The 24,733-nt window shown below is 61.8% G+C and carries 22 protein-coding genes; 18 read left to right on the top strand and 4 right to left on the bottom strand.

Features of this window, described 5'->3' with window-relative positions; all coding sequences use genetic code 11:
* The first annotated feature begins 101 nt into the window (after positions 1-101).
* From AC2S2E_RS07910 to AC2S2E_RS07845, 14 genes are all read left to right on the top strand, one after another.
* Positions 102-3,485: a glycosyl hydrolase gene (locus tag AC2S2E_RS07910; protein WP_486524383.1), complete on the top strand. Its 3,384-nt coding sequence runs from the start codon at positions 102-104 to the stop codon at positions 3,483-3,485.
* The gene (locus AC2S2E_RS07905) at positions 3,482-3,934 is read left to right on the top strand and encodes a hypothetical protein (protein ID WP_486524382.1); all 453 of its coding nucleotides are present in this window, start codon (positions 3,482-3,484) and stop codon (positions 3,932-3,934) included. Before AC2S2E_RS07910 ends, AC2S2E_RS07905 begins: the two co-directional genes overlap by 4 nt.
* A 26-nt stretch (positions 3,935-3,960) precedes the next feature.
* On the top strand, positions 3,961-4,857 hold the full coding sequence (locus tag AC2S2E_RS07900) for a LysR family transcriptional regulator (protein WP_486524381.1): 897 nt from the start codon (positions 3,961-3,963) through the stop codon (positions 4,855-4,857).
* A gap of 94 nt (positions 4,858-4,951) precedes the next feature.
* Complete coding sequence (locus tag AC2S2E_RS07895; protein WP_486524380.1) at positions 4,952-6,181, top strand: amidohydrolase family protein; 1,230 nt, start codon at positions 4,952-4,954, stop codon at positions 6,179-6,181.
* A gap of 4 nt (positions 6,182-6,185) precedes the next feature.
* Positions 6,186-7,667: a bifunctional 3-(3-hydroxy-phenyl)propionate/3-hydroxycinnamic acid hydroxylase gene (locus tag AC2S2E_RS07890; protein WP_486524379.1), complete on the top strand. Its 1,482-nt coding sequence runs from the start codon at positions 6,186-6,188 to the stop codon at positions 7,665-7,667.
* On the top strand, positions 7,664-8,071 hold the full coding sequence (locus tag AC2S2E_RS07885; protein WP_486524378.1) for a GlcG/HbpS family heme-binding protein: 408 nt from the start codon (positions 7,664-7,666) through the stop codon (positions 8,069-8,071). Before AC2S2E_RS07890 ends, AC2S2E_RS07885 begins: the two co-directional genes overlap by 4 nt.
* 18 nt (positions 8,072-8,089) lie before the next feature.
* Positions 8,090-9,010, top strand: coding sequence for a VOC family protein (locus AC2S2E_RS07880; protein WP_486524571.1), 921 nt, complete (start codon positions 8,090-8,092; stop codon positions 9,008-9,010).
* A gap of 6 nt (positions 9,011-9,016) precedes the next feature.
* Complete coding sequence (locus AC2S2E_RS07875; RefSeq protein WP_486524376.1) at positions 9,017-9,844, top strand: fumarylacetoacetate hydrolase family protein; 828 nt, start codon at positions 9,017-9,019, stop codon at positions 9,842-9,844.
* Positions 9,845-9,905: 61 nt separating this feature from the next.
* Positions 9,906-12,218 carry a TonB-dependent receptor gene (locus AC2S2E_RS07870; protein ID WP_486524375.1) on the top strand — a complete coding sequence of 771 codons (2,313 nt, stop codon included), beginning with the start codon at positions 9,906-9,908 and terminating at the stop codon, positions 12,216-12,218.
* 51 nt (positions 12,219-12,269) lie between these two features.
* Complete coding sequence (locus AC2S2E_RS07865; protein WP_486524374.1) at positions 12,270-13,118, top strand: alpha/beta hydrolase; 849 nt, start codon at positions 12,270-12,272, stop codon at positions 13,116-13,118.
* Complete coding sequence (locus AC2S2E_RS07860; RefSeq protein ID WP_486524373.1) at positions 13,115-14,434, top strand: family 1 glycosylhydrolase; 1,320 nt, start codon at positions 13,115-13,117, stop codon at positions 14,432-14,434. Before AC2S2E_RS07865 ends, AC2S2E_RS07860 begins: the two co-directional genes overlap by 4 nt.
* 168 nt (positions 14,435-14,602) lie before the next feature.
* Positions 14,603-15,259: a TetR/AcrR family transcriptional regulator gene (locus AC2S2E_RS07855; protein WP_486524372.1), complete on the top strand. Its 657-nt coding sequence runs from the start codon at positions 14,603-14,605 to the stop codon at positions 15,257-15,259.
* 120 nt (positions 15,260-15,379) lie between these two features.
* Positions 15,380-16,003, top strand: coding sequence for a gluconate 2-dehydrogenase subunit 3 family protein (locus AC2S2E_RS07850; RefSeq protein ID WP_486524371.1), 624 nt, complete (start codon positions 15,380-15,382; stop codon positions 16,001-16,003).
* On the top strand, positions 16,003-17,688 hold the full coding sequence (locus AC2S2E_RS07845; protein WP_486524570.1) for a GMC oxidoreductase: 1,686 nt from the start codon (positions 16,003-16,005) through the stop codon (positions 17,686-17,688). Before AC2S2E_RS07850 ends, AC2S2E_RS07845 begins: the two co-directional genes overlap by 1 nt.
* A gap of 16 nt (positions 17,689-17,704) precedes the next feature.
* Here AC2S2E_RS07845 and AC2S2E_RS07840 read toward each other — a convergent pair whose 3' ends face one another.
* Complete coding sequence (locus AC2S2E_RS07840; protein WP_486524370.1) at positions 17,705-18,844, bottom strand: FAD-dependent monooxygenase; 1,140 nt, start codon at positions 18,842-18,844, stop codon at positions 17,705-17,707.
* Between the two features lie 243 nt (positions 18,845-19,087).
* Here AC2S2E_RS07840 and AC2S2E_RS07835 point away from each other — a divergent pair, with 243 nt between their 5' ends.
* From AC2S2E_RS07835 to AC2S2E_RS07825, 3 genes are all read left to right on the top strand, one after another.
* A complete protein-coding gene (locus AC2S2E_RS07835) occupies positions 19,088-20,008 on the top strand; it encodes an NAD-dependent epimerase/dehydratase family protein (RefSeq protein WP_486524369.1) in 921 nt (306 codons plus the stop codon).
* 10 nt (positions 20,009-20,018) lie between these two features.
* Entirely contained in the window at positions 20,019-21,026 is a 1,008-nt protein-coding gene (locus AC2S2E_RS07830; protein WP_486524368.1) for a LysR family transcriptional regulator, read from the top strand.
* Between the two features lie 152 nt (positions 21,027-21,178).
* Positions 21,179-22,249, top strand: a complete 1,071-nt coding sequence (locus AC2S2E_RS07825) for a VOC family protein (RefSeq protein ID WP_476101685.1) — start codon at positions 21,179-21,181, stop codon at positions 22,247-22,249.
* Positions 22,250-22,448: 199 nt separating this feature from the next.
* Here AC2S2E_RS07825 and AC2S2E_RS07820 read toward each other — a convergent pair whose 3' ends face one another.
* From AC2S2E_RS07820 to AC2S2E_RS07810, 3 genes are all read right to left on the bottom strand, one after another.
* Positions 22,449-22,757, bottom strand: a complete 309-nt coding sequence (locus tag AC2S2E_RS07820) for a putative quinol monooxygenase (protein WP_486524367.1) — start codon at positions 22,755-22,757, stop codon at positions 22,449-22,451.
* A gap of 142 nt (positions 22,758-22,899) precedes the next feature.
* Entirely contained in the window at positions 22,900-24,051 is a 1,152-nt protein-coding gene (locus tag AC2S2E_RS07815; protein ID WP_486524366.1) for an alpha/beta hydrolase, read from the bottom strand.
* A complete protein-coding gene (locus AC2S2E_RS07810; protein WP_486524365.1) occupies positions 24,044-24,313 on the bottom strand; it encodes a hypothetical protein in 270 nt (89 codons plus the stop codon). Before AC2S2E_RS07810 ends, AC2S2E_RS07815 begins: the two co-directional genes overlap by 8 nt.
* 94 nt (positions 24,314-24,407) lie before the next feature.
* Here AC2S2E_RS07810 and AC2S2E_RS07805 point away from each other — a divergent pair, with 94 nt between their 5' ends.
* Positions 24,408-24,731: a hypothetical protein gene (locus AC2S2E_RS07805; RefSeq protein WP_486524364.1), complete on the top strand. Its 324-nt coding sequence runs from the start codon at positions 24,408-24,410 to the stop codon at positions 24,729-24,731.
* Positions 24,732-24,733 lie beyond the last annotated feature (2 nt).

The following is a 24,733-nucleotide window of genomic DNA, read 5'->3' as shown; positions in this document are numbered from 1 at the left end:
GCCCGCAGACTGTCTCCTATAGAGAGATGGCTGCGGGCATTTTGCTTTTACAACATAACTTTGCCTCATCGAAAATCACTCCTCGGGGGAGACGTAAAATCATGGCCACCAAGCCTTCTGTCCGTGCGCTGCGTTTGGCGCTGATCGCTGCATGCGCGCCTGTTGCCCTGCCGGTTCACGCCCAAACCGCCGATCTGGAAATTCAGTTCCGCGACCCGCCATCCGAAGCCCGCCCCCGCGTGTGGTGGCACTGGATGAACGGCAATATCACCAAGGATGGCATCGCCAAGGACATCGCATGGATGAAATCTGTCGGCATCGGCGGCCTTCAGAATTTCGACGTCAATCTGAACACGCCGCAGGTGGTTGAACACCGGCTTGCCTATATGACGCCGGAATGGAAGGACGCCTTCCGCTTTGCCGCGCAGGAAGCCGATCGCAACGGGCTGGAACTGGCCATTGCCGCATCGCCGGGGTGGAGCGAAACGGGCGGCCCTTGGGTCAAGCCTGCCGATGGGCTGAAGAAACTGGTGTGGAGCGAAATGACCGCCGCGCCGGGCAAAATCTTCAAGGGCAAGGTCTCCGCACCGCCCGAAATCACCGGCCCGTTTCAGGCCATGGGCAAGGCGCTTGGCTTTGACGACATCGCCAGCGGACACAAGCCGGAGGCCGCGCCCAATTTCTACAGCGACGTAGCCGTGCTGGCCATGCCGATGGCGGTCAATGCCGCCCCCGCGCCCAAGGCCGCCGTTGATGGTCAATCGGTCGATGCCGCCTTGTTGTTTGACGACAATCTGACCTCCGGTGTTTCGGTGCCGCGCGGCAAGGAAGGCCATCCGGGCAGCGTCACCTATTCCTATGACGCGCCCCAGACCATGCGCAGCGCCACCGTCTTTGTGCCGGGCGCGAAGGTCATGTTCCGTGGCCCCACGGTCGACCCCGTTCTGGAGGCGAGCGATGATGGCCAGACATGGCGCGAGATCACCCATTTTGCCGTCAATGACGTGCCCACCACGGTCAGCTTTGCCCCCGTCACGGCCAAGCATTTCCGCCTCGTGCTCAAACCCATGCTCTCGACCTCGGCCAATATGGGCGCGCCGGCCGAAGGCGTGGAAATCCCCGGCCTGTTTGCCTCGCTGGGCGGGGAAGGAAAGCCCTTTACGCTGGGCCAATTCGCCCTTTCGGGCGAGGCCAAGGTCAATCTGGCCGAAACCAAGGCGGGCTTTGCGCTGGCCCATGACTATTACGCGCTGACCAATCCGGCCGATGGCGCCAATGGAGCCGCCGTTTCGCAGGTCGTCGATCTGACCGCCATGATGAAGCCCGATGGCACGCTGGAATGGAAAGCCCCCGCCCTGCCCAAGGGACAGACTTGGCGGATCATACGCATGGGCGCATCCCTGCTGGGCACCACCAACCACCCCGCCCCGCCCGAGGCCACCGGGCTTGAGGTGGACAAGTTCGATGCCGATGCGGTGGGCCGGTATATGGACCACTACCTTGGCATGTATCGCGATGCCGCCGGGGCCGATATGATCGGCGCGCGCGGTGTCCGCGCGATCCTGACCGATTCCATCGAGGTGGGCGCGGCCAATTGGACGCCCAAGATGTTGGCCCAGTTCAAGGCTTTGCGCGGCTATGACGCGACGCCTTGGTTGCCCGCTCTCACCGGCGCGCTGGTCGGCAGCCGCGAGGATAGCGACAAGTTCCTCTATGACTGGCGCCGCACGCTGGGTGATCTGATGGCGTCGGAGCATTACGGCACCGTGGCGGCCAAGGCGCATGCCGTGGGCCTGAAGGTTTACGGCGAGGCGCTGGAGGATCACCGCCCCAGCCTTGGCGATGATATGGCCATGCGCAGCCATGCCGACGTGCCGATGGCGGCGCTTTGGACGTTCACGCAAAAGGATGGCCCGAACCCGTCCTATCTGGCCGATATGAAGGGCGCGGCCAGCGTGGCGCATATCTATGGGCAGAATCTGGTAGCGGCTGAATCCATGACCTCGGCGCTCAGCTATTGGGCCGATTCCCCGCGCACATTGAAGCATGTGATCGACACCGAATTCGTTTCGGGCGTCAACCGCCCCGTCGTCCACACCAGCGTCCATCAACCCGTCGATGACAAGGTGCCGGGCCTCTCACTGATGATCTTTGGCCAGTTCTTTAACCGGCACGAAGCATGGGCGCCGCTGGCCAAGACATGGGTCGATTATCTGTCGCGCAATTCGCTGATGCTGCAAAACGGGCGCAATGTGGCCGATGTCGGCTATTTCTATGGCGAGGAAGCGCCCCTGACGGGCCTGTATGGTGACAAGCGTGTCGGTGATGCGCCCACGACCCATGCCTATGACTTCGTCAACTATGGCGCGCTGGTCGGTGCGCTCAGGAATGATGGCGGGGAATTGGTGACGCCGGGCGGTGCGCGCTATCGTGCGCTCTATCTGGGCGGGTCGGCGCATAAAATGACGCTGGCCGCGCTGCACAAAATTGCCGCTCTGGCCGAAGGGGGCGCGACCATCATCGGTTTGGCGCCCGAAGGAACGCCCAGCCTGTCGGACAAGGACATGGCCGATTACAAGGCTCTGGTCGCGCGCCTGTGGCCTGCGGGGGGCGATGCCACCGTGGGCAAGGGCCGTGTCATCGCCAGCAGCGATGTCGAAGCGGCGCTGGCCAAGGCAGGCGTGGCGTCCGATTTCCGCATGACGGGCGGCGCGGCCGATGCCGAGGTGCCTTTCCTGCACCGGCGCTGGGAGTCCGGCGACAGCTATTTCCTGGTCAACCGCAAAGAACGCGCCGAGACCTTCGAGGCGCATTTCCGCGTGACGGGCAAGGCGCCCGAATTGTGGCATGCCGAAACCGGCACGTTTGAACCTGTCAGCTATCGCATCGCCAATGGTGAAACAGTGATCCCCATGTCGCTGTTGGGCGAGGAATCTGTGCATGTCGTGTTCCGCAAGCCTGCACCCGCCGATGCTTTGATGATCAAGAAACTGGTGCCCTCAGCGCTGGTGACGCTGGATGGCGCGTGGAATGTTACGTTCCAGCCGGGACGCGGCGCGCCGGCCAATACGGTTCTGCCCAAGCTGCAACCGCTCAATGAAAATGCCGACACCGGCATCGCCCATTTCTCGGGCGTGGCCACCTATGCCAAGGATTTCGCCGCGCCCAAGGGGTGGAAGCCAGGGCAGCCGCTCTGGCTCAACCTAGGCGACTTGCGTGAAGTCGCGCAGGTCAGCGTCAATGGCAAGGATGTCGGCATGGTCTGGCATGCGCCCTATCGGGTGGACTTGTCGGGCGCAGTCAAACCGGGCAAGAACCACATCGAGGTCCGCGTGGCCAACCTGTGGATCAACCGCCTGATCGGCGACAAGCAACCGGGAGCAAAGCCTGTGACCTTTACCACCATGCCCACCTATCGCGCCGATGCGCCGCTGCGTGCGTCGGGTCTGATCGGGCCGGTGGTGATCGAGGGTCAGGGCAAATGACCACGGCGGCCTATATCCGCCGTGAAACCGGGGTGAGCATGGTGATCAACGCCGTGCTCACACTGGCTTTCTTCCTGCTTGTTTTCGGGCGTAGCGGGCCGGTGCCAGTCTGGGGCGTCGGGGCCTATGTGTTCGATTTTGTGCCACAGGGCTTCATGATCGGGCTGATGGGTTCGCTGGTCCCCGGCGCGCTGGCGGGCAAGGCACGGCGGGCGGGCAAGGTGGCGGCGCTGGGCGTTGCTTCGCCTTGGCCCGCCAATCTGGTCCTGCGTTCGCTGCTCCTGGCTTTGTGCGGGGCGGTGGCCGGGGTGGCACTGTCGGGCGCTGTGCTCTCCATGCTGGGGCTGGCGCAATTGCCATGGGGCGCGGCATTGTCGGCAAAGCTGGTGTGGGCCGCGCTTCTGGCCGCGATGGTCACGCCCGTCAGCCTGCGCAAGGCATTGGCGTAAGGCCCATCCTGCGCTAATCTGACCCGATGATTGACCCGCGCGCCCTTCGCACCTTTCACGAAGTATGCCGCGCGGGCTCGATCACCGGGGCGGCTCGCGCGCTCAATATTTCCCAACCTTCGGTGTCCAGCGCGATTGCCTTGCTGGAGGCGCGATTGGGCGCGACTTTGTTTGAACGCACCCGCGCAGGGATTGTCCTGACCCCGGCGGGCCATGCGTTAGAGGCGCGGGCGCAAATGCTCGAACACCTGCTGCGCGATGCGCAGGCCGAGGTGAAAGCGGCGAGCGAGGGCCTGTCCGGCCCGTTACGCATTGGCGGCACGCCCGGCGCGCTGGTCAGCCTGCTGCCCCTTGCCATGGCGCGGATCGAGGAGCGCCTGCCGCGCATTACGCTGAGCGTTCTGGAACGCGCCGACCGTGAATTGACCGCCATGCTGCGCGAGGGCGACATTGAAATGGCCTTTGTCACCACCGCGATGGAGGAGCCGGACGAGGATCTGGCCGAGCGCACATTGGCGCGCGATCCCTTTGCGTTGATTGTCGGGCCTGATGTCGCGGGGATGCATGAACCCTTTTCACTCAAACGGGCGGACCAATTGCGCTGGGTTCTGCCCGAGGCGCAGGGCGCGTTCCGGCGTCAGGTCGATGCGCTCTTTGCCGCAGCAGGAACACCGGAGCCGCGCGATGCGGTGCGTTGCGATTCGCTTTTGACCACCAAAGCGCTGGTGCGCGATTGCGGGCGTGTCACCATCCTGCCGATGCGCGTGGCGGCCAGCGAATTGTCGATGGGTGTGCTGCGCGCCCTGCCCATCGCCGAGGCGGTGTTTGAACGCAGCGTAGGTGTGCGGTGGCTGAAAGAGCGCGGCATGTCGCCGCTGGCCGATGCTTTGATCCGGGAACTGGAAGGTGAAACCATAGGCTGAACCTATGGCATTGCCAAAATCGCATATTTTACCTGATGCAACAATCTTGGCAAAAGGGGCCGCAAGCACACAATCGTGATAGGGAGAGTCGGGCGTGACCACGCTCTTTACCAACATCCGCATTTTTGACGGCCGCCCCCACGCATCGCGCGCGGGTCAAGTGCTGGTCGACGGCGATCGGATCGCCAAGGTTGCCTATGCGCCCGAAACCATTGACGCCCCCGGTGCCACCGTCATCGACGGCAACGGCGCCACGCTGATGCCCGGCATGGTCGAGGCGCATGCGCACCTGACCTGGGCCTCGTCGGTCGAACAAATCTATCACGCCTTCATCCTGCCGCCCGAAGAACTGGAAGTGGCCGCCACGCGCAATGCGCGCGTGCTGCTCGACCATGGTTTCACCAGCGCCTATTCGGCGGGCGCTTTGGGTGATGGCATAGAGGTTCGCCTTGCCGCCAAAATCAACGCCGGTGAAACGCCGGGGCCGCGCCTCATACCCTCCACGCTGGAACGCAGCCCCGAAGGCGCCGAGGGCGTGGACACGGGCGATGTGTTCAATGGCCGTGGCCCCGACGCCATGCGCGCCTTTATGAAATATTGCGCGGATCAGGGCATCGGCTCGGTCAAACTGGTGATTTCGGGCGAAAGCGCGCTCAAGCCCAACAGCCATAACGACCTGCTCTATACCGTCGAGGAAATGGACGCCGCGCGCGAGGCGGCCAAGGAATATGGCCTGTGGATCGCCACCCATGCCTATACGGACGAAGCGGTCGATCTGGCCCTGCGCGCCGGCGCCCGCATCATCTATCACGCCAGCTATATTGGCGAACGCACGGCTGAAAAGCTGGCCGCGCACAAGGATGAGGTGTTCTACGGCCCGGGTTGCGGCGTGTCGGTGGCGGCGCTGGAGGCCAGCCCCCCGCCCCATATCGACATGTCCAGCATGAAGAACAGCGCGGCGGAACGCATGGAGCTGGAAAGCAAGCTGGTGCCTGCCTTGAAGGCTCTGGGCGTGCGCACGCTGATCGGCGGGGACTATGGCTTCCCCTTCAACCCCAATGGCCGCAACGCCCGCGACATCCAGCATTTCGTCGATTACTTCGGCTATACCCCGGTTGAGGCGCTGGCCGCGGCCACCGGTCTTGGCGGCGAACTGATGGGTCTGGACGTGGGCCTGATTCAGGAAGGCTATCTGGCCGACCTGCTGCTGGTCGATGGCGATCCGACACAGGACGTTTCGATCTTGCAGGCCAAGGACAATTTCAAGGCCATCATGAAGGGCGGCGCCTTTCACAAGGCCCCTCAGGAAACAGTGGCGGCATAAAACCATGTTCGATGTTGCGATTATTGGCTGCGGGCCTGTCGGCGCGCTGGCTGCGAACCTGCTTGGCCGCGAAGGCCTCAATGTGGTGGTTCTGGAAAAGGAACTGACCCACTATCCCCTGCCGCGCGCGGTCCATCTGGACCATGAAATGATGCGCCTGTTCCAATCGGCGGGCGTTCTGGCGCGCGTGCTGCCCGATATGGTGGACACCGACGGGCATCTCCATGTCGGCGCCTCGTCTCAGGCGATCCGCTATATGGGCACGGTGGGCATGCCCCGCCCGTTCGGCTGGTCGAATGACTGGTTCTTTTATCAGCCCGAATTGGAAGAGCATCTGCGCGCCGGTTTTGCCGAATTGCCCAATGTGGACTTCCGGATCGGCGCGGAATTCACCTCGCTCGACCAAGGTGATGGCCCGGTGCGCATCACCTATACACAGGACGGCGCGCAGCATCAGGTCGCGGCCCGCTGGGCCATCGCCTGCGACGGTTCGCGCAGCCCGGTACGCAAGGCGCTGGGTATCAAGCTGGACGATCTTCAGTTCGAAGAACCCTGGCTGGTGGTCGATGCCGAGGTCGATGGGCCGGTGCGCTTTCCCGATATTGCGGGCGTGCCGGAACAGGCCGATCTGCAACGCCTCTCGGTCATGATGTGCGATCCGCGGCGGCCCGCAACGGTGGTTCCGGGTCGTGGCAACCATCGTCGCTGGGAACTGATGCTGCTTCCGCACGAGGATGATGCGGCGATGATGGCGCCTGACAAGGTCGCCGAATTGCTGGCCCCCTATATTGGCGATGTGCCGCACAAGATCGTGCGCTCGGCCACCTATCGGTTCCACGGGCTGGTTGCCGAACAATGGCAATCGGGCAATGTCTTCCTTGCCGGTGACGCCGCGCACCAGACCCCGCCCTTCTTTGGTCAGGGCATGTGCCATGGTTGCCGCGATGTCGCCAATCTGGCGTGGAAAATGGCGGCGATCATCAAGGAACACGCCTCGCCCGAAATCCTGTGCACCTATCAGCCCGAACGCGACCCGCATGTGCGCGGCGTGATCGGCGCGGCGGTGAATGCGGGGCGCTATATCTGCGAACTGGACCCGGTAAAGGCCGCCGCGCGCGATGCGGAAATGATTGCGCGGGCAGCCGCCAATGCCGGCAAGCAGGAAACCGCCCACGACCTGATCCCGGCGATTTCCACCGGCATCATCCATCGCGGCAGCGCAGGCGCGGGCGAACGCTTCATCCAGCCGGTGCTGGCCGATGGCCGCAAGCTCGATGATCTGACCGGCGGTGGCTGGCGTCTGTTCACGGTGGAGGATGTCGCAGCCCTGCCCGATGGCGGCGCGGTGTCGGCGTGGCTTTCGGCACGCAATGCGCCGGCGGTGATGATCCGCCCCGACCACTACGTGTTTGGCACGGGCACCGCCGAAGAATTGCGCAAAGCCTATGCCGCACAAATGGGCCTTCCCTTGGAGACATTAGCATGATCACGCTGGCGCAGGCCCAGACCATCATCAGTGCGGGCCTTGCCCATGCGCGCGCCGCCGATCTCAAGCCTTTGGCGATGGTCGTGCTGGACGCGGGCGGCCATCCCGTCGCCATGGTGCGTGAGGATGGTGCCACCTTCTTCCGCGCCGACATCGCCCGCGCCAAGGCCTATGGCGCGCTGGGCATGGGCGCGGACACGGGCGTTTTGGCCGAGCGGGCCAAGGGCAATCCCACCTTCTTTGGCGGGGTCGTCACCACGGTGGGTGGCGATCTGGTGTTTTCGCCGGGCGGTGTGCTGGTGCGCGCCGATGGCGTGGTCGTCGGCGCCGTGGGCGTGTCGGGTGATACGGGCGAAATGGATGCGCAATGCGCGGTCGCGGGCATCAAAGCCGCCGGTTTTTAAAAAGGAACGCAAGCGATGATGAAACTTCGCAGCATCGAACTGGCCCTGCCCAAGGCGGCGGACGCCCATCGCTGGATGATCGATGTCTGGGGCTGTGCCGATGGCGGGCGTATCGGTGATACGTTCTATCTGCGCGGATCGGGCACATTCCCCTATCTGGTGGCCATTGCCGAGAGCGCCGACAATTTCGTGCGCTCGACCACTTTTGTCTGCTCACACGAACGTCTGGCGCAAGTGGCGCGGGCCGCCACCGCGCGCGGCCTCAACGCCGCGCCCTGCGTCAGCAGCGATCCGGGCGGCGGCCATGGCATCGTGGTCGAACTGGCCGAGGGCGAATTGCTGCGTTTTCTGGTCGATGCCGCCGAAGTGGCGCCCATCGAAGGCCATTCCAAGGCCAGCCGCCGCGTGATGCCGGTCAAGCTCACCCATGTCGTGTTCAATTCGGCCGATGCCGAAGCCAGCGGCGACATCGTCGAGGAAGTCCTTGGCTTTCGCGTGTCCGACCGCACCAAGGGCATGGTGTTCGTGCGTTGCAACGAAGCGCATCATTCCACCGCCTTTGCCCGCGCCGGTTTCTCGTCGCTCAACCATATCGCCTTTGAAATGGAGGATCTGGACGCGGTCATGCGCGGCATCGGCAATATGCGCGATCATGGCTTTGCCCCGGCATGGGGTCCGGGCCGCCATGGGCCGGGCGACAATGTCTATGCCTATTACATCGCGCCGTTTGGTCCGGTGATCGAATATTCCACCGCCGTCGAAAAGGTGGGCGAGGACTATCAGACGGGCGAACCCGACGACTGGACCTGGCCCGAAAAGCGCATCGACCAGTGGGGCGTGTCGGACAAGGACTTTGCCGGCCTGCGCGTGGCCGAGGAAGCGTTCCGTTTCCGCCGCGAATGGCAGAGCGCCCCCATCAACGAACTTACTGGAGCGTAATCCCCCATGCGTTATGTGTCATTCACCCGCCCCGATGGAAAGCCCAGCTTTGGCCGCCTTGATGGGGAAACCGTGTTCGATCTGGGCGGCACCTATGCCAGCCTGAAGGAAGCGATTGCCGCTGATGCCCTTGCCTCGCTGGTCGATGGCGAGGCCTTTGCGCTGGGCGCGGTGCGGCTGTTACCGGTCATTCCCGATCCGGAAAAGATCCTCTGCGTTGGCCTCAACTATGCCACGCACGTGGCCGAAACGGGCCGTGAGCAGAAAGAGCATCCCGCGATCTTCACCCGTTATGCCGACAGCCTGATCGCGCAAGGCGAACCCATGGTCCGCCCGCCCGAAAGCGTGCGTTTCGATTATGAAGGCGAATTGGCCATCATCATCGGCAAGAAGGGCCGCCGCATCGCGCCCGAAAACGCATGGGATCACATCGCGGGCTATGCGCCCTTCAACGATGGCTCGATCCGCGATTGGCAGCGGCACAATATCCAGTTCACCCCCGGCAAGACGTGGCCCGGGACCGGCGGCTTTGGCCCCGCGATGGTCACGCCCGACGAGATCGAGGATTTGGGCGCACAGCGCGTCCAGACTCGCCTGAACGGCGAGTTGGTGCAGGATCAGCCGATCAGCGACATGATCTGGGATATTCCCACGGTCGTCGCCTATTGCTCGACCTTCACCGACCTGAACCCCGGCGACGTCATCGCCACCGGCACGCCGGGCGGCGTGGGCGATAAGCGCAAGCCCCCCCTGTATATGAAGGCGGGCGATGTGGTTGAAATCTCGGTCGGCGTGATCGGCACGCTGACCAACCCGGTCATCGACGAAATCTGAACCCAACACACATTCCGGCACCGGCGGGACAAGAATTCCGCCGGGCCATTCTAGGGAGACTATGATGAGCAAGATCCATCATCTGCTGGCCACGCACCTTATGAGCAGCGTTGCCATCCTCGGCCTGACCGCCGCCACCCCCGCCATGGCCCAACAGGCCGCGCAGCAATCTGTTGCCGCCGGCGAAATCGTCGTGACCGCCCAGCGCCGCTCGGAACGCCTGCAGGACGTGCCGCTGGCCGTTTCGGCCATCAGCGCCCAGCAGATGACGGCGGGCGGGTTCCAGAAGCTGTCCGACCTGCAATATCAGGTGTCGGGCCTGCAATTCGGCTCCTCGCCCAATGACAGCGGCTATCGCCTGCGCGGCGTGGGCACGGCGGGCGGTTTCTCGTCGGCTTCGGAACAGAATGTCGGCACGGTGGTCGACAATGTGATCATCCCCTTCGGCAACCCGGTCAACAGCCTTGGCGATCTGGAACGCGTCGAAGTGCTGAAAGGTCCGCAGGGCACTCAGTTCGGCAAGAACGCTTCGTCGGGCGTGGTCAACATCACCACCGCCAAGCCCAAGTTCGACCGCGTTTCGGGCAAGGTGTTTGCCTCCTACGGCTCGCTCAACGAAATCAACACCAACGCCCAGCTCAACCTGCCCACCAGCGAGAATTCGGCCATCGGCCTGTTCGGCTTCTATCGCCAGAATGACGGCTTCCTCTATAACGCCACGCTGAAAAAGTATTGGGGCGATGAGGCCAGCTTTGGCGGCCGCGCCAAGTTCTTTTATCAGCCTTCGGACGATTTCAGCGTCTATATCATCGGCGATTACAGCCGCACCAGCACGCGCAGCCCCGGCCAGCTCTGGACGATCAACGCGCTGCCCAGTTTTGCCAACCCGCTGATGGCGGCCCGCTTTGGCAATCTGACATCGCTTGGCATCACGCCGGGCTTTAACAACACGAAAAGCGCGGAAAACACCGATGGCTGGACGAGCGAGCGCAATTATGGCGCCAGCGTCGAGATCAACAAGAAGCTGGGCGGGCTGAACCTGACCTCGATCACCGCCTATCGCGGCTTTATCCAGGGCGCCGCGCAATTCGGCATCGACGGATCGAGCGTGACGGTGTTTCAGGCCCAGCCCACCGCCAACCATCAATCCTTCCTCAGCCAGGAAATCCGCCTGACCAGCCCATCGGGCAGCAAGCTGGAATATACCACCGGCGTCTATGGATCGCGGCGCAAGACCGGCAATCCGGGCGATTACAACCGCGCCCAATTGCTGCCCGCCAATCCGTTCAGCGCCTTCTATGTCAACATCTCGTCCGGGCAGGCCAATACCCAGACCCGCTCGGACTCGCTGGCGGCCTTCATCGATGGCAAGTATCATGTGACCGAGAAATTCTCGCTGCTGGGCGGTTTCCGCTATCAGTATGACTGGGTAAAGGCCTCGTTCCAATCGATCATCGATCCGGCCTATGCACCCGGCACGGTGGTCAACGGCATTTTCGTCACGCCCTATACGCCCGTTGCGCTGCAAACCGGTTCCACCGCCAAGGGCGGCTGGTCCGGCAAGGCAGGCGCGGAATATAAGGTCGACCGCGATCTGATGTTCTTTGCCACCATCGCGCGCGGTTATCTGGGGCCGACGGTGGCGTTTTCGGGCCTGACCGGCACGCGCACCAACGTGAACCCGCAGACCGTGCGCGACATCACGGTTGGCTTCAAGTCACAGCTTTTCAACCGCGCCGTGACTCTCAACGCCAGCGCCTTTTTTGACAAATACACCAACCTGCAAACCAGCGTGTTCAACGGGACGGAATTCCTGACCGAAAACGCCGGTGGTTTTGAAGCCAAGGGTTTCGAGTTTGACGCCCGCTGGCGCGTCAGCCCCGAATTCAGCCTGAATGGCGGCCTGACCTATTCGGACACCAAGTTCACCGATTATGTCACCGCCTGTCCCAAGGTCGTGAAGGCCGGACTTTCGTGCTATACCCAAAACGGCACCAGCCTGTTGCAGGCCGCGGGTGAACCGCTGTCGGGCGCGCCCAAGGTTTCCTTTACCTTTGGTGCGGACATCAAGCTGCCGATCAATGACCGTCTGGCCTTCGACTGGTCGGGCAACGTCTATTATCGCAGCAAGGTTCAGTATGACGTGGGCAACGCCATTTCGAACCAGCCGGGCTATTACACGATCGGTCTGAATACCGGCATCGGCGCGGCCGATGGCGGATGGCGCGTAGGCCTGTTCGTACGCAACCTGCTGGATCAGCGTTTCCACGCTTCGGTCATCGGCCTGCCCTTTGCCGACAATGGCGGCGAGGTTAACTGGCTGACCCGCGAAGGGCGCCGCACCATCGGCGTCAGCGCGACGGCCAAGTTCTGATCTGACGGGCGGGGGGAGCAATCCTTCCGCCCATGTTCTATAGGTTTGGGCATGAAATATATTCGCCACGCCATCGCCGCCATGGGGCAGGGTCTGGGACCGGCTGTTCTGGACCAATGCCGCGCCTTGTTTGATGCTGAACAGGTCGCGCTGGCGCAGGCGGTGCCGGTGGCCGCGCGCGATCTGGCCTATGGTCCGCATGAAAGGCACCGGCTTGATCTCTATGCCTCGGCGCAGGGCGGTTTGAAACCGGTCCTGCTGTTCGTTCATGGCGGCGGCTTCGTGCTGGGCGACAAGGGCGATACGAGTTGGGCCAATGCCGCCGTTGGCCGCATGGCGGCGCGGCGCGGCTGGATCGGCGCGGTGATGAACTATCGCCTTGCCCCCGACCATATGTGGCCTGCGGGCAGCGAAGATGTGGCCGCCGCCGTCGATTATCTGCGCGCCCATGTTGCGCAACATGGCGGCGATCCGGAACGGATCATCGTCATGGGCACATCGGCGGGCGCGGTGCATGTCAGCGGTTTTCTCCGCCTGCGTCCCGATCACGCCGATCTGGTGCGCGGGGCGGTCCTGCTCTCTGGCCTCTATGGATTTGAACCCGTCGATGCCAAGGACGAACGCTATTACGGCGCGCCCGAAACCTATGCTGACAAATCGCCGCGTCAGGCCGTGGTGGACACCGCCCTGCCGCTGCTGGTCACCTGTTCGCAATATGATCCGGCGCGGTTTCAGGCCGAATTTCTGGGCCTGATGCAGGCGCGTCTGGCCGCCCATGGCACGATGCCGCGCGCGATCCTGATGCCGGGGCACAATCACTATACGCTCGCGATGCACCTTGGCACTTCGGACAAGCGCCTTGAGGAAGAAATCGCGGCATTTCTGGAGGATATTCTGTGATCGACCGCCGCTCTCTGCTGGTCAATGGCGCAACACTTGCCGCAGCATTTTCGGCCGCGCCCGCCTTTGCGGCCAAGCCAAAGCCATTCAACCCGGCCTTCCCCAAAGGTTTCCTGTGGGGCGCCGCCACCGCCGGTCATCAGGTCGAAGGCAATAACACCACCTCTGACCTGTGGTATCTGGAAAACCTGAAGCCGACGATCTTTGCCCAGCCTTCGGGCGATGCGGCCAACAGCTTCTTGCTGTGGCAACGCGACCTCGATCTGGCCAAGAGCATCGGGCTCAACACCTATCGTTTCAGCCTGGAATGGGCGCGGATCGAACCGGTGAAGGGCCAATTCTCGCAGGCGATGATCGACCATTATGGCCGCATCATCGAAGGCTGCCATGCACGCGGCCTGACGCCTGTTGTCACCTACAGCCATTTCACCGCGCCCTTGTGGTTTTCGGCGCAAGGCGGCTGGACCAACCCGGAGAGCGCATCGCTCTTTGCCCGCTATTGCGACCGGGTCACGCGCGCCTTTGGCGACCGGATCGCCTATGCCATCACGTTCAACGAACCCAACCTGCTCTCCATCCTGAAATTTGTCCTGCCGCCACAGGTCTGGGACATTCAGAAAGTGACGCTGGAAAGCGCGGCCAAGCAATTGGGCGTCAAACGCTTTGTTTCTGCCAATGTCGCTGGTTTTGACGACCTGCCCGAATTGCAGGCCGGGTTGGCCGCCGCGCACAAGGCGGGCAAGGCCGCGATCAAGGCCGCCGCGCCCCGCCTGCCGGTGGGCCTGTCACTTTCGGTTATCGACGATCAGGCCGTGGGCAAGAATTCAATCCGCGACAAGATGCGCGCCGATTTCTATGGCATGTGGATCGAATTGGCCAAATCGGACGATTTCGTGGGCGTTCAAAATTATGAGCGCGCGCTGTGGGGCGACAAGGGCAAGTTGCCCGCCCCCGCCGATGCGATCCGCAACTCGTCCGGCGCCGAGGTATATGCGCCCTCGCTGGCCGGATCGGTACGCTATGTCTATGGGGCCGCACGCGTTCCGGTGATGGTTTCCGAACATGGCGTAGGGACCGATGACGATACAATCCGCGCCCGCTTCATTCCCGAAGCGCTGCATGATCTGAAAATCGCCATGGATGACGGCGTGCCGGTTATCGGCTATTGCCACTGGTCACTTGTTGATAATTTCGAATGGATTTTCGGTTATAAGCCGAAATTCGGTTTGGCAGCGTTTGATCCGGTAACCTTCGAACGCAAGGCGAAACCAAGCGCTGCCGTACTGGGTGCGATTGCCAGGGCCAATTCGCTTTGATCATCGGGGGGTGATCTGGAAAGGCCCAGGCATCGGGGGCGCAAGGGTCGGGGGGCTCTTGCGCCCCATTCTTTTTGGGGTTTGGCGCGCAGGATTTATTTGGAATTAGAATTCCATTGAAATGTTCTTTGTTGACGCATGCCGAACAAATCGGAAAAGGTTTGCGCCATGACCACAGATGTTGCCCTTTCCACCGCCCTGCGCGCGCCTGTTCAGGGCCGCTCCAAGGCTTCCTACGAACGTATGCTGGCGGCCGCCGAAGCGCTGATGGCAGCGGCTGGGTCGGATGAATTCACGCTTCAGGAAGTGAGCAAGAAGGGCAAAGTTTCCATCGGATCAATTTACAATCGATTTGAAAGCAAGGACGCCCTGCTCCACGCCGTGCAATTGCGCGTGCTGGAACGTATCGACAAACGAATGGGCGCCCGGTTGGAAGAAGCGCGCAGCGGTGCCGACACGCTGGACCGATTGGTGGTCGCGCTGACCAAGGCCGTTGGCGAAACGCTGAAAGAGAACGCCGAGATCATGCGCCCGCTGATGTTGCGCGCGACCAATGATCCTTTGGTCGCGGCCACGGGCAAATCGTCCTTCGCCAAAACCGCCGATGCGGTCAAAGGTTCGCTGCTGCTCTATTCGGCGGAAATCAAACAACCCGACCCGCTGCGTGCGGTCGATTCGTCCTTTCGCATCCTTTACGCCGCTATTGCGCGCTATCTGGGCTTTGGCTCGGCCACGACGGCGGCATGGGAAGGCGATTGGGATGTGCTGCTTCAGGATCTTTCGCGCATGATCGCCGCCTTTCTGGTGACCCCGCCCACGTTCTGATCGCCCGGCTCATCTCTGGCCGCTTGACAGGCGGGCCGCCCTCACGATATTTCAGAATCATTATTCTGATTTAGGTCGAGGCGGCACACCAGATCCTCCCGACCCACCGGGAGAGGCATCGTGCAAGTCCATCGGCTCATTCAGCCAACCATCACCCGCCGTCAGGCTCTGGCCGGGGCCGCGATCTTTGCGCTGGCCACCGGCCTGCCGCTGCCTGTGATGGCGGCGGGCGAGACGCCCTCGCCCCGGACCGCGATGCTGCTCAAAACCGTGGCGCAAATCGTCATTCCCCGCAACGATACACCCGGCGCGGGCGATGTCGGCGTCGGGGCGTTTCTCTCGCTGGCCTTTGCCCATGGGCTGGAGGGGACGCGCGACCCGGTACGCAATCCCGCTCCCGGCCTGCCTTTGCGCGCCGATGGATCGTTGCGCCATGATCTGTGGCTGGAACAGGAATTGCACCGCCGCGCCGGACGCGACTTTCTCACGCTGACCCCGGCCAAGCAAAAGGCCATCCTGACCGCGCTGGACGCCGACGCTTTCCCCGCCGGGCCGCCGCCTGCTGTGCCAAACCCATGGGTGGCCATCAAGGGGCTGATCCTGACCGGCTATTACAGCAGCGAGGCCGGAGCCTCCAAAGAATTGCAATATAACCTTATTCCTGGGCGTTGGAATGCCGACATCCCGCTTAAACCCGGCGACCGCGCCTATTCCAGTGACTGGACTGCGGTGGAGTTTGGATGATGGCTTACGAATTTGACGCAATCGTGGTGGGTTCGGGCATCACCGGCGGCTGGGCGGCCAAGGAATTGACCGAGGCCGGATTAAAAGTCCTGATGATCGAGCGTGGGCGCGAAATCGTTCATGGCGATTATCCGCGTGAGATGAAGGCCCCATGGGAATTGCCCTTTCGCGGGCAAGGCGACACCGAACGCTATAAACGCGATCATCCGGTCCAGATGCTCAACCGCCATTTCACCGAATGGACCGAGGATCATTTCGTCAATGACCGCGAGAACCCCTATGCGTTGGGGCCGGACAGCGCCTTTACATGGTTCCGTTCGTATCAGCTTGGCGGCAAATCGCTGACATGGGGGCGGCAATGTTATCGCTGGTCCGACTATGACTTTGGCGCCAATGCGCGTGATGGCGTGGGCACCGACTGGCCGATCCGCTATGCCGATCTGGCGCCGTGGTATGACAAGGTGGAACGCTTTATCGGCGTATCGGGGGCCGCCGAAGGCATGCCCGCTCTGCCCGATGGCCAGTTCCAGCCGCCCTTTGCGCTGAACGCGGTCGAAAAATCGGTGCGGGAAAAGGTTCTGGCCCAATGGCCCGACCGCCGGTTGACCATCGGGCGGACGGCCAACCTGACACAGGGCAAGGAAGAAGAGGGCCGCAACCCGTGCCAATCGCGGGATATTTGCAACCGGGGTTGCTCGTTTGGCGCCTATTTCTCGACGCAATCCTCCACCCTGCCCGCCGCGACCAAGACCGGGCGCCTGACTGTCATCACCGATGCACAGGTGGAAAAGGTGGATTATGATCCGGCCACCCGCCGCGTGACCGGCGTGCGCTGGGTCAACACCAAAACCCGCGCACGCAAGAGTGCAACCGCGCGGATCGTGTTCCTGAACGCGGGGGCCTTCAATTCGGTCCATCTGATGATGAATTCTGCCAGCGAGGCAATGCCCAGCGGGCTGGCCAATTCCAGCGGCGTTTTGGGCACGCATATCATGGACCATGCCAACACCTTGTCGGCCGCCGCGATCATGCCCGGTTTTGAAAACCACACCACTTTCGGCAATCGCCCCACCGGCGTTGTCATCCCGCGCTTTCGCAATCTGGACAAAATGGACGGCGAAGGTTTCACCCGCGGCTATTCGTTTCAGGGCGGCGCGCTGCAATCGGCATGGGCGCGGGGCAAGCGGCAGGCGGGGATCGGGGCCGATTTCAAGCGCGGCCTGCGCAGCCCCGGCGAATGGCGGATGGTGCTGGTGGCTTTTGCCGAAAGCATGCCGCGCGCGTCCAACCGTCTGACCCTGTCAAAACAGCTTGATCCGATGGGCGTGCCGCAATTGGAAATTCATTTTGCCCATGGCGCTTCGGAAATGGCCGCGCTGGCCGATGCCAAGCGCGAGGCAGCCGCGATGCTGGGCGCGGCGGGCGGGCGCGTGCTGTTCGGCATGGACCGCCCCGGCCCCGGCGGCACGGCGATCCACGAAATGGGCGGTGCGCGCATGGGCCATGATCCCAAAACCAGCGTGCTGAACAAATGGAGTCAGGCCCATGACGTGGCCAATCTGTTTGTCACCGACGGCGCGCAAATGTCGTCCAGCGCGTCCCAGAACCCCTCGCTGACCTATATGGCGTTGACGGCGCGGGCGGTGGATCATGCCGTGGGGCTGGTAAAGGCGGGCGACATCTAGGGCGCCCGCCCCATCATCAAAAGTCTTCGTTAAGGCGCGTCAAAGCGCCTTCGAGGATGGCGGCATGTTCGCGCGGGTCACCATGCGCCAATTGCAGGCGGCCCATCGAAACCGAACTGTCGATCACATCCTGGCATCGCGGATAGCGGCGTTCCTGATAGGCCAGAAGGCCCGCTTCCACGCTGTCGGCGCGGGCAAGCTCCTCGGCCAGCACGATGCCGCTTTCCACCGCCATCCCTGCGCCCGAGGCCAGATGCGGCGTTGTGGCATGGACCGCATCGCCCAACAGAACAACACGGCCATTATACCACGGCTTAGGCTGTAAAACGGCGGCCAATGGGCGATAGTTGATCCAATCGTCACGCGTCATATTGTCGCGAATCCACCCGGCATTGCCGCCAAAATCGGCCAGCAGGCGCTTCAATTCATCAAACAATTCCTCCTCACTCATAAAGCATTCACGCTCCACATGCGGGGTCAGCATCCACATATAGACCTGATCGGGCGCGCAGGCCGTGATGCCGCAAGGGTTGGCATGGCCAAGGTAAAATTCGCCATATTCAAGGCCGGGCGGTTTGCGGATCGAAATGCGCCAGCACGCTTGCCCGGTCGGCACCGCGGGCGCCATGTGGGGAAAGGACAGGTCACGCACGCCCGAAAACACGCTGTCCGATCCGATGACCAGATCATAATGACCGCGCGACCCATCGGAAAAGCCGACATCAACCCCGCCATCGACATGGACCAGCGAGGATACCGTCAGGCCCAGCCGCACCGGAATCGCCAGTTCCTTCACCCGCTTTTGCATGATCCGATGCAGCACGGGACGCATGATCCCCCCGGTGGCGGGCAGGCCTTCCTCGATGACCGGCTCTTCCAGATCGTGCAGATGCGTACCGTCATATTTGAAAAGACGCGTTTTTGTGGTGATCGCCCCCTGCGCCTTGATCTCTTCGAGCAGGCCCAGACGCCGATAGGCGCGCAAGGTCGGCCCGGTGATCGTGATCCCCGCCCCATAGACGCGCCATTGTGGGTCCAGATCGATCAGATCGACCTTTACGCCCCGCTCCGACAGAGCGATTGCCGCGGCCATGCCGCCAATCCCGCCGCCAACGATCAGCGCCTCTTGGACGCTTGTGATTTTCTCCCGTTCCATGGCGATCAAATTAGAGCGCCCGCTCCAACAGGCAAATCCGAACCATGGATGGATGCCTATTGATATAATCGGTGTGAGCTTGACAGGCGCAAGCGCTAGGCAAGAATGCAAGGCGCATACGGCGTCAGAGAATATAATATAAGAGAAGGATGATGGGCATCAATTTCGGATCCATTTGACCTTGTGATACCCCGTCGCCGTGACCGCGCGCGCCGTCACGGCCTTTGTTTCGGAGCCTGCATAATGCCTGTTATCGTCACCGGAGCCGGAGGCTTTGTCGGCCGCCAGATCGTTTCACGCCTTTTGGCACAGGGCCGCCGGGTGGTGGCGATGGATGCGGTCGCGGGCGGCATACCCGATGGCGCGCGCATGGTCGTGGGCGATCTGGGCGATGCATCGATACGGGCCGATGCGCTTGCCGGTGGGGTGTCGGCGGTGATCCATCTGGCCACGGTTCCGGGCGGCGCGGCCGAAGCCGACCCTGTCGCCTCACGGCGGATCAACATCGATGCAATGTATGACCTCTTGCTGGAGGCGAGCGCAGGGGGCAACAAACCCCGGTTTGTTTTTGCCAGTTCGATTGCCGTCTATGGCGATCCGCTGCCCACCTTTGTCGATGATGCAACGCCGCTCAGCCCCAAGATGATCTATGGTGCGCATAAGGCGATGATGGAACATGCCGTCGCCCTGTTCACCAATCGCGGCGAAATCGAGGGCGTGACGGTGCGCCTGCCCGGCATTCTGGCCCGGCCAAAGGGGCCGAGCGGCATGAAAAGCGCCTTTATGTCGAACCTGTTCCATGCGTTGAAATCGGGCGAGGCATTTACCTGCCCCGTTTCGGCGGGCGGCACGATCTGGGCGCAATCGCTGGCGTGCTGCGCGGATAATTTCCTCCATGCGTTAACGCTCGACACCGCGCTTTTGCCTCCCACCTATGCCGTCACCCTACCTGCACAGCGCGTGACGATGGGCGATCTGGCGGCGGAAATCGCGGCGCAATGCGGGGTCTCGCCCGATCTGGTGCGTTACAAACCCGATGCCCGTTTGGAGGCGGCATTTGCAGCACAGCCCCCCCTATCCACGGCGGCGGCGGACAAGGCAGGCTTTGCCCATGACGGCGATCTTGCTACTCTGGTTTCCAGCGCGCTCAAGACGCTGAATTAAGGAGAGAGACATGCGGTTCCAGCGACTGGACCTCAACCTGCTGGTCGCCTTGGATGTGCTGCTGGCGGAAAGGAGCGTGAGCCTTGCCGCCGACCGGCTTTGCCTGTCGCAATCGGCCACGTCCTCGGCGCTGGGCCGCTTGCGTGATTATTTTGGCGATGAATTGCTGGTGGTCAAAGGGCGCGCAATGGTGCTGACCACGCGGGCCGAGGAATTGATCGAGCCGGTGCGCGCGGTGCTGGAACAAATCCGTTCAACCATCGCCATCGCGCCCGAATTCGATCCGGCCACCTGTGATCGCCAGATCCGCTTTATGGCCTCGGATTATTCGACGCAGGTTTTGCTGGCGGGCGCGCTGGCGATGATCGAGGCCGACGCGCCCAACATGCGCTTTGAAATCCAGCCCATGGGCGACAGCCCGATCGACGCGCTGGAACGGGGCCAGATCGATCTGCTGCTGACCATCGACTATGCGATCAGTTCGGACCACCCCAGCCAGGTCCTGTTCGAGGATGATTACGTGGTCGTGGGCGACGCCGCCAACCCGGCGATGGAAGGCGAAATGAGCCGCGAGAAATATTTCGCGCTGGGCCATGTGACGGCACGCTTTGGCAAAAGCCGCACACCCGCCTTTGACGACTGGTTCGTGCGACGCCAAAAGACCCAGCGCCGCATCGAGGTGGTGGCCCCCACGTTCCTGTCACAAACCTCGCTGGTTTTGGGGACAAAGCGGATTGCCACGATGCACCGCCGCCTTGCCACGCAAATGGCCCGGTTTCTGCCTCTCTCGCTGCGCGAAGTGCCCTTTGACATCCCGCCCATCCGCGAGGCGATCCAGTGGCACATCACCAATAACAATGACCGCGCCTTGCGCTGGGTGGTCGAACGGCTGGCGGCCATGGCGCATGAGGATCGTACCGAGATCAGCAATGTCGTCCCGCTGGCCGAAGCGCAGCGCGACGAAATCGCGGTCCATTACCAAAACAATCACCCCTATATGCGTGGTGAGAAGAACTGATCCCCTGCGCGGCCATGATGATTTGCCCAAAGGCGGCGCACAGACCGGCACCAGCGGGCAGTTTAATAAAACCGATAGTACCCGTCCGATGCAATGCGTTTTTCCCCAAGCTTGCACTCCATCATAAGGGCGCAAACTCTGGGGAGATTTGTATGAGCATCTTGGGCGTGGAATCCGTCCTGTTCGGCGTCGATGATCTGGCAAAGAACGCCCGGTTCTGGACCGACTTTGGCCTGCCGGTCGAAAGCATCACCGAAAACGAAGCGGTGTTCCGCCTTGCCTCGGGCAGCCGGGTGATCCTGTTGCCCCACGGTGATGCGCGCCTGCCCAGCCCCGATCCCTTTTCCGGCAATGGGGTCAAGGAAACGGTGTGGGGCGTGGACACGGCGGAAAATCTGGAACGCATCGCCGCCAGTCTGGCCACCGAAGTGCCCGTCACGCGCGATGAAGATGGCACCGTCCATTGCGTCTGCCCCGACGGCCAACCCATCGCCCTGCGCGTCTGGGCCAAGCAGGCGTTCAAATCCGAGGTCAGTCCCGTCAACACGCCCACATCCTATCCCCGTTTCAACCAGCACCGCATCTGGCGTCACAAGGCGATCCCCAAGGCGATCAACCATGTAGTATTCTTTTCGCCCGATTATGTGGGATCGTTTGAATTTTACGAACGTCACATGGGGTTCCGCTATGTCGATCACTCGCGCGGGGTCGGCATTTTTTCACGTGCGGGCGGTACGTTCGAACATCACTCGATCTTCTGGGTCAATTGCGACCTGCCCTTTGCGCCGGACAATTTCAAATTCATGCATATCGCCTTTGGCATGGACGATATTGACGAGGTTATGCTGGGCGCCAACCTGATGGCCGACAAGGGTTGGAAAAACGAGAGCATGAACTCGTCGGGCGGAATTTCGCGTCACCGGATCTCATCGGCGATCTATTATTACTGCGACATCCCCGGCCATGGCGGCGAGGCCGAATATCACGCCGACACCGATTATCTGGACGACAATTGGGTGCCGCGCGCGTGGGATTTCCGCTTTGGTTCGCTGTTATGGGCCAACAATGCGCCGCCGATCTTTCGCGGGCCGGACATTGCGTGGGACATGCAATTCGACGCGGATCGACGCAGTTTCGAACCCTATCGCAAGGCGGTTCCGGGCAAACGGGCGGTTGAGGGCGCGTTGGCCGAGATCAGCGAAGATGATGAGCATGCGATTTAAGAAATAAGGAGTTTTGGGTGCGAGGGTCTGGACCCTCGCGCTCCCTTTACTGTCTGCGTGGGCGCATAGAGTTCGGCGTTTTGTGTCGGACGCGATGTCTGAATGATAAAGCCTGCGGCGCTTATAGGGCCAACCTCCCCTCGCCGCAGGCTTTTGCCAAGAAAAAAGCCCCCCGCTCTTTGCCCGCAGGAGGCAAATCTTACTTAACCCCCACCTCGCCAATCACCGTTTCCACATGCACAACCTTGGGCGGCTCAACAAAGAACGGCCCAGCCAGCGCGCGCCACTGGGCGAAATTGTCGCTGCCCCGGAAACCGACATTATGCGCCTCGACCGAAGTCCAGCCGACGACGAGGTGATAGACGCCGGGTTCTTCAACCACACGTTGCAGAGCAAATCCGGTGCACCCCGCATCGGCGCGAAAGAATGGGTCAGCCTGCGCCACGGCCGCTTCGAAATCCCCGGCGCGAGCGGGATCAACAGCGATGCGCGCGATTTCAAAAACCAACAGTTCGGCTCCTCGACAAATACGATCAGATTGCCCGCACCGTCGCGGATACAGCAACCTTTGCCAAGATTTTCCCGCTCGACAAAGGCAATATCAACCTGTTTTTCCGCCACTTTGCCAAGGAACCATGCCAGATCCGCGATTAGCCCATCTCGGCAAAGGTTTGCGCGCACCAATCGGCGATATAATCGCGCATACCTGTGCCATTGTCCGCCCCGCAATGTTCGACCTCGAAATCAACCTTTGTGAACATGCGCAGATGGCGCTTGGGGCTGTTGACCGCCTGATCATAGGACAGTTGCGCGTTGAAGGCTGGGATCTGGCGGTCATTTTCGCCATGCGTGATCAGGAACGGCACACGGATCTTTTCCACCTGACCATTGAGCGTGATCTGATCGGCGTAATTCAGGAATTCATCCCGATCATCCATGCCGAACACCCACAACACATGGTCCCAGTAATGCGGAACGGGGTTTTCCCCCTCATTGGCCACACGCTGACGCTGACGCTCGCCCCAGACGTGGTTCGCGCCCATGACGGCGCACAGCGCATAACGCGGATCGTTGGCGGCAATGCGCGGCGCGTGATAGCCGCCAAAGGACAGGCCGAAGATGCCGATCTTGTCATGGATCACATCGCCGCGCGTCAACAGATAGTCAAACGCAGGCGAACCCCAACGCTCGGCATCATAGACGGCGGGCAGATTGCGCTTGCGGATCGCCTCTCCCGTACCGGGCTGGTCCAGAAACAGCGTGTTCATGCCGCGTTCGAGGTTGGCCGCACCATGGCCCGCCATATTCACCTGTTCCTTCATGGAATCGAGGCCATTGACCGAAACCAGCGTGGGGCGCGGCGTGCCCGATCCGTCATGGACAAAGATCGCGCTATAGCTCGTCCCCTCATAGGGGATCTCGACCTTGTCCACATGCAGCCCGCGCAATTGCGAACCCTTGTGGTACAGTTCCAGCCCGCGGTCATAGGCGGCCCAGCGCGGCGCATAATCGCGGCTCTGCATACGTTCAGCGGCCAGATAATAGCCCGATGCGCGCAAATATTTGCTGCCCGCCGACAGCGCGAAACCCTGCGCCAGATCATCATCGGCATTGCTGGCCACTTGCTCTGCCACCGCGATCCAGCTGTCAAACAACAACGCCGATCCCGCATCGGCCCCGGCCTTGGACGCCTCGCGCACCGGGCGGCATGCCTCGTCAATCTCACCATGATTGCCGCCCGCGACCAACGCCAGATTGGTGGCCAGATTCCACACGTAATTTCCGGGAAAGGGTTCAAACATCTAAAATTTCCTTATAAATTTTCGGTCCATCCACCCACGATGATGCTGGCGCCGGTAATGAGGGAGAAGCATCGCAATTGGTCAGGAACGCACCGGGCATGGTTTCGAATTCAAGACGGCAATCGCCCCGATCCCAGCCGACGAATTTGACGCTCTTTTCGCGTACCGCATCATCGCCGTGCGTTAGCCGGCCGGCCATGCCCGAATTCCCCCGAAAACACTGTTTGGCGGCCATCTGGCACGCGCGCCCGGAATCGACCATCACATGTTATCGATGGTTTGCTATCGACCAAATGCCGTTGCAGCCTCGCGCCCGCGCGCGCTAGTCCTGTATCCAGACGATAAGTTCCGGGAGAATGAGCGATGCGTTTGGCAATAATGAACAATGGCAGAGCGGCATGACACTCTTTGCCGTGACGCCCGATGCATTGGGCGAAAACTGGTGCAATTTCCGGCTCGCATTGCACCTCAATGCCCCATGGAACGGCGCAAAGCTCGCCAAGACTTATGGTGAACCGATGACCTGTGATGACAATGTCCGCATAGAGGCGACATTGCCCGATGGACCCGCGCCCTATCGCGTCCTTCAACAAATGGTGGCGCAGGCATGTTTTGCCGATACCTCTACCTCGGTGCTAGTGACCAGCCCCAAGGTTTTTGTTTCCAGCCCAAAGGATTGAAA

The sequence above is a fragment of the Novosphingobium sp. 550D genome (assembly GCF_057401885.1).
This window is presented reverse-complemented; position numbering and strand designations above follow the sequence as displayed.

Excerpts from the sequence above, each read along its gene's own strand:
- AC2S2E_RS07910 (WP_486524383.1), top strand. The coding sequence starts at position 102 with ATGGCCACCAAGCCTTCTGTCCGTGCGCTGCGTTTGGCGCTGATCGCT.
- AC2S2E_RS07905 (WP_486524382.1), top strand. The coding sequence starts at position 3,482 with ATGACCACGGCGGCCTATATCCGCCGTGAAACCGGGGTGAGCATGGTG.
- AC2S2E_RS07900 (WP_486524381.1), top strand. The coding sequence starts at position 3,961 with ATGATTGACCCGCGCGCCCTTCGCACCTTTCACGAAGTATGCCGCGCG.
- AC2S2E_RS07890 (WP_486524379.1), top strand. The coding sequence starts at position 6,186 with ATGTTCGATGTTGCGATTATTGGCTGCGGGCCTGTCGGCGCGCTGGCT.
- AC2S2E_RS07885 (WP_486524378.1), top strand. The coding sequence starts at position 7,664 with ATGATCACGCTGGCGCAGGCCCAGACCATCATCAGTGCGGGCCTTGCC.
- AC2S2E_RS07880 (WP_486524571.1), top strand. The coding sequence starts at position 8,090 with ATGAAACTTCGCAGCATCGAACTGGCCCTGCCCAAGGCGGCGGACGCC.
- AC2S2E_RS07875 (WP_486524376.1), top strand. The coding sequence starts at position 9,017 with ATGCGTTATGTGTCATTCACCCGCCCCGATGGAAAGCCCAGCTTTGGC.
- AC2S2E_RS07870 (WP_486524375.1), top strand. The coding sequence starts at position 9,906 with ATGATGAGCAAGATCCATCATCTGCTGGCCACGCACCTTATGAGCAGC.
- AC2S2E_RS07865 (WP_486524374.1), top strand. The coding sequence starts at position 12,270 with ATGAAATATATTCGCCACGCCATCGCCGCCATGGGGCAGGGTCTGGGA.
- AC2S2E_RS07855 (WP_486524372.1), top strand. The coding sequence starts at position 14,603 with ATGACCACAGATGTTGCCCTTTCCACCGCCCTGCGCGCGCCTGTTCAG.
- AC2S2E_RS07845 (WP_486524570.1), top strand. The coding sequence starts at position 16,003 with ATGGCTTACGAATTTGACGCAATCGTGGTGGGTTCGGGCATCACCGGC.
- AC2S2E_RS07840 (WP_486524370.1), bottom strand. The coding sequence starts at position 18,844 with ATGGAACGGGAGAAAATCACAAGCGTCCAAGAGGCGCTGATCGTTGGC.
- AC2S2E_RS07835 (WP_486524369.1), top strand. The coding sequence starts at position 19,088 with ATGCCTGTTATCGTCACCGGAGCCGGAGGCTTTGTCGGCCGCCAGATC.
- AC2S2E_RS07830 (WP_486524368.1), top strand. The coding sequence starts at position 20,019 with ATGCGGTTCCAGCGACTGGACCTCAACCTGCTGGTCGCCTTGGATGTG.
- AC2S2E_RS07825 (WP_476101685.1), top strand. The coding sequence starts at position 21,179 with ATGAGCATCTTGGGCGTGGAATCCGTCCTGTTCGGCGTCGATGATCTG.
- AC2S2E_RS07815 (WP_486524366.1), bottom strand. The coding sequence starts at position 24,051 with ATGTTTGAACCCTTTCCCGGAAATTACGTGTGGAATCTGGCCACCAAT.
- AC2S2E_RS07810 (WP_486524365.1), bottom strand. The coding sequence starts at position 24,313 with ATGGTCGATTCCGGGCGCGCGTGCCAGATGGCCGCCAAACAGTGTTTT.
- AC2S2E_RS07805 (WP_486524364.1), top strand. The coding sequence starts at position 24,408 with ATGAGCGATGCGTTTGGCAATAATGAACAATGGCAGAGCGGCATGACA.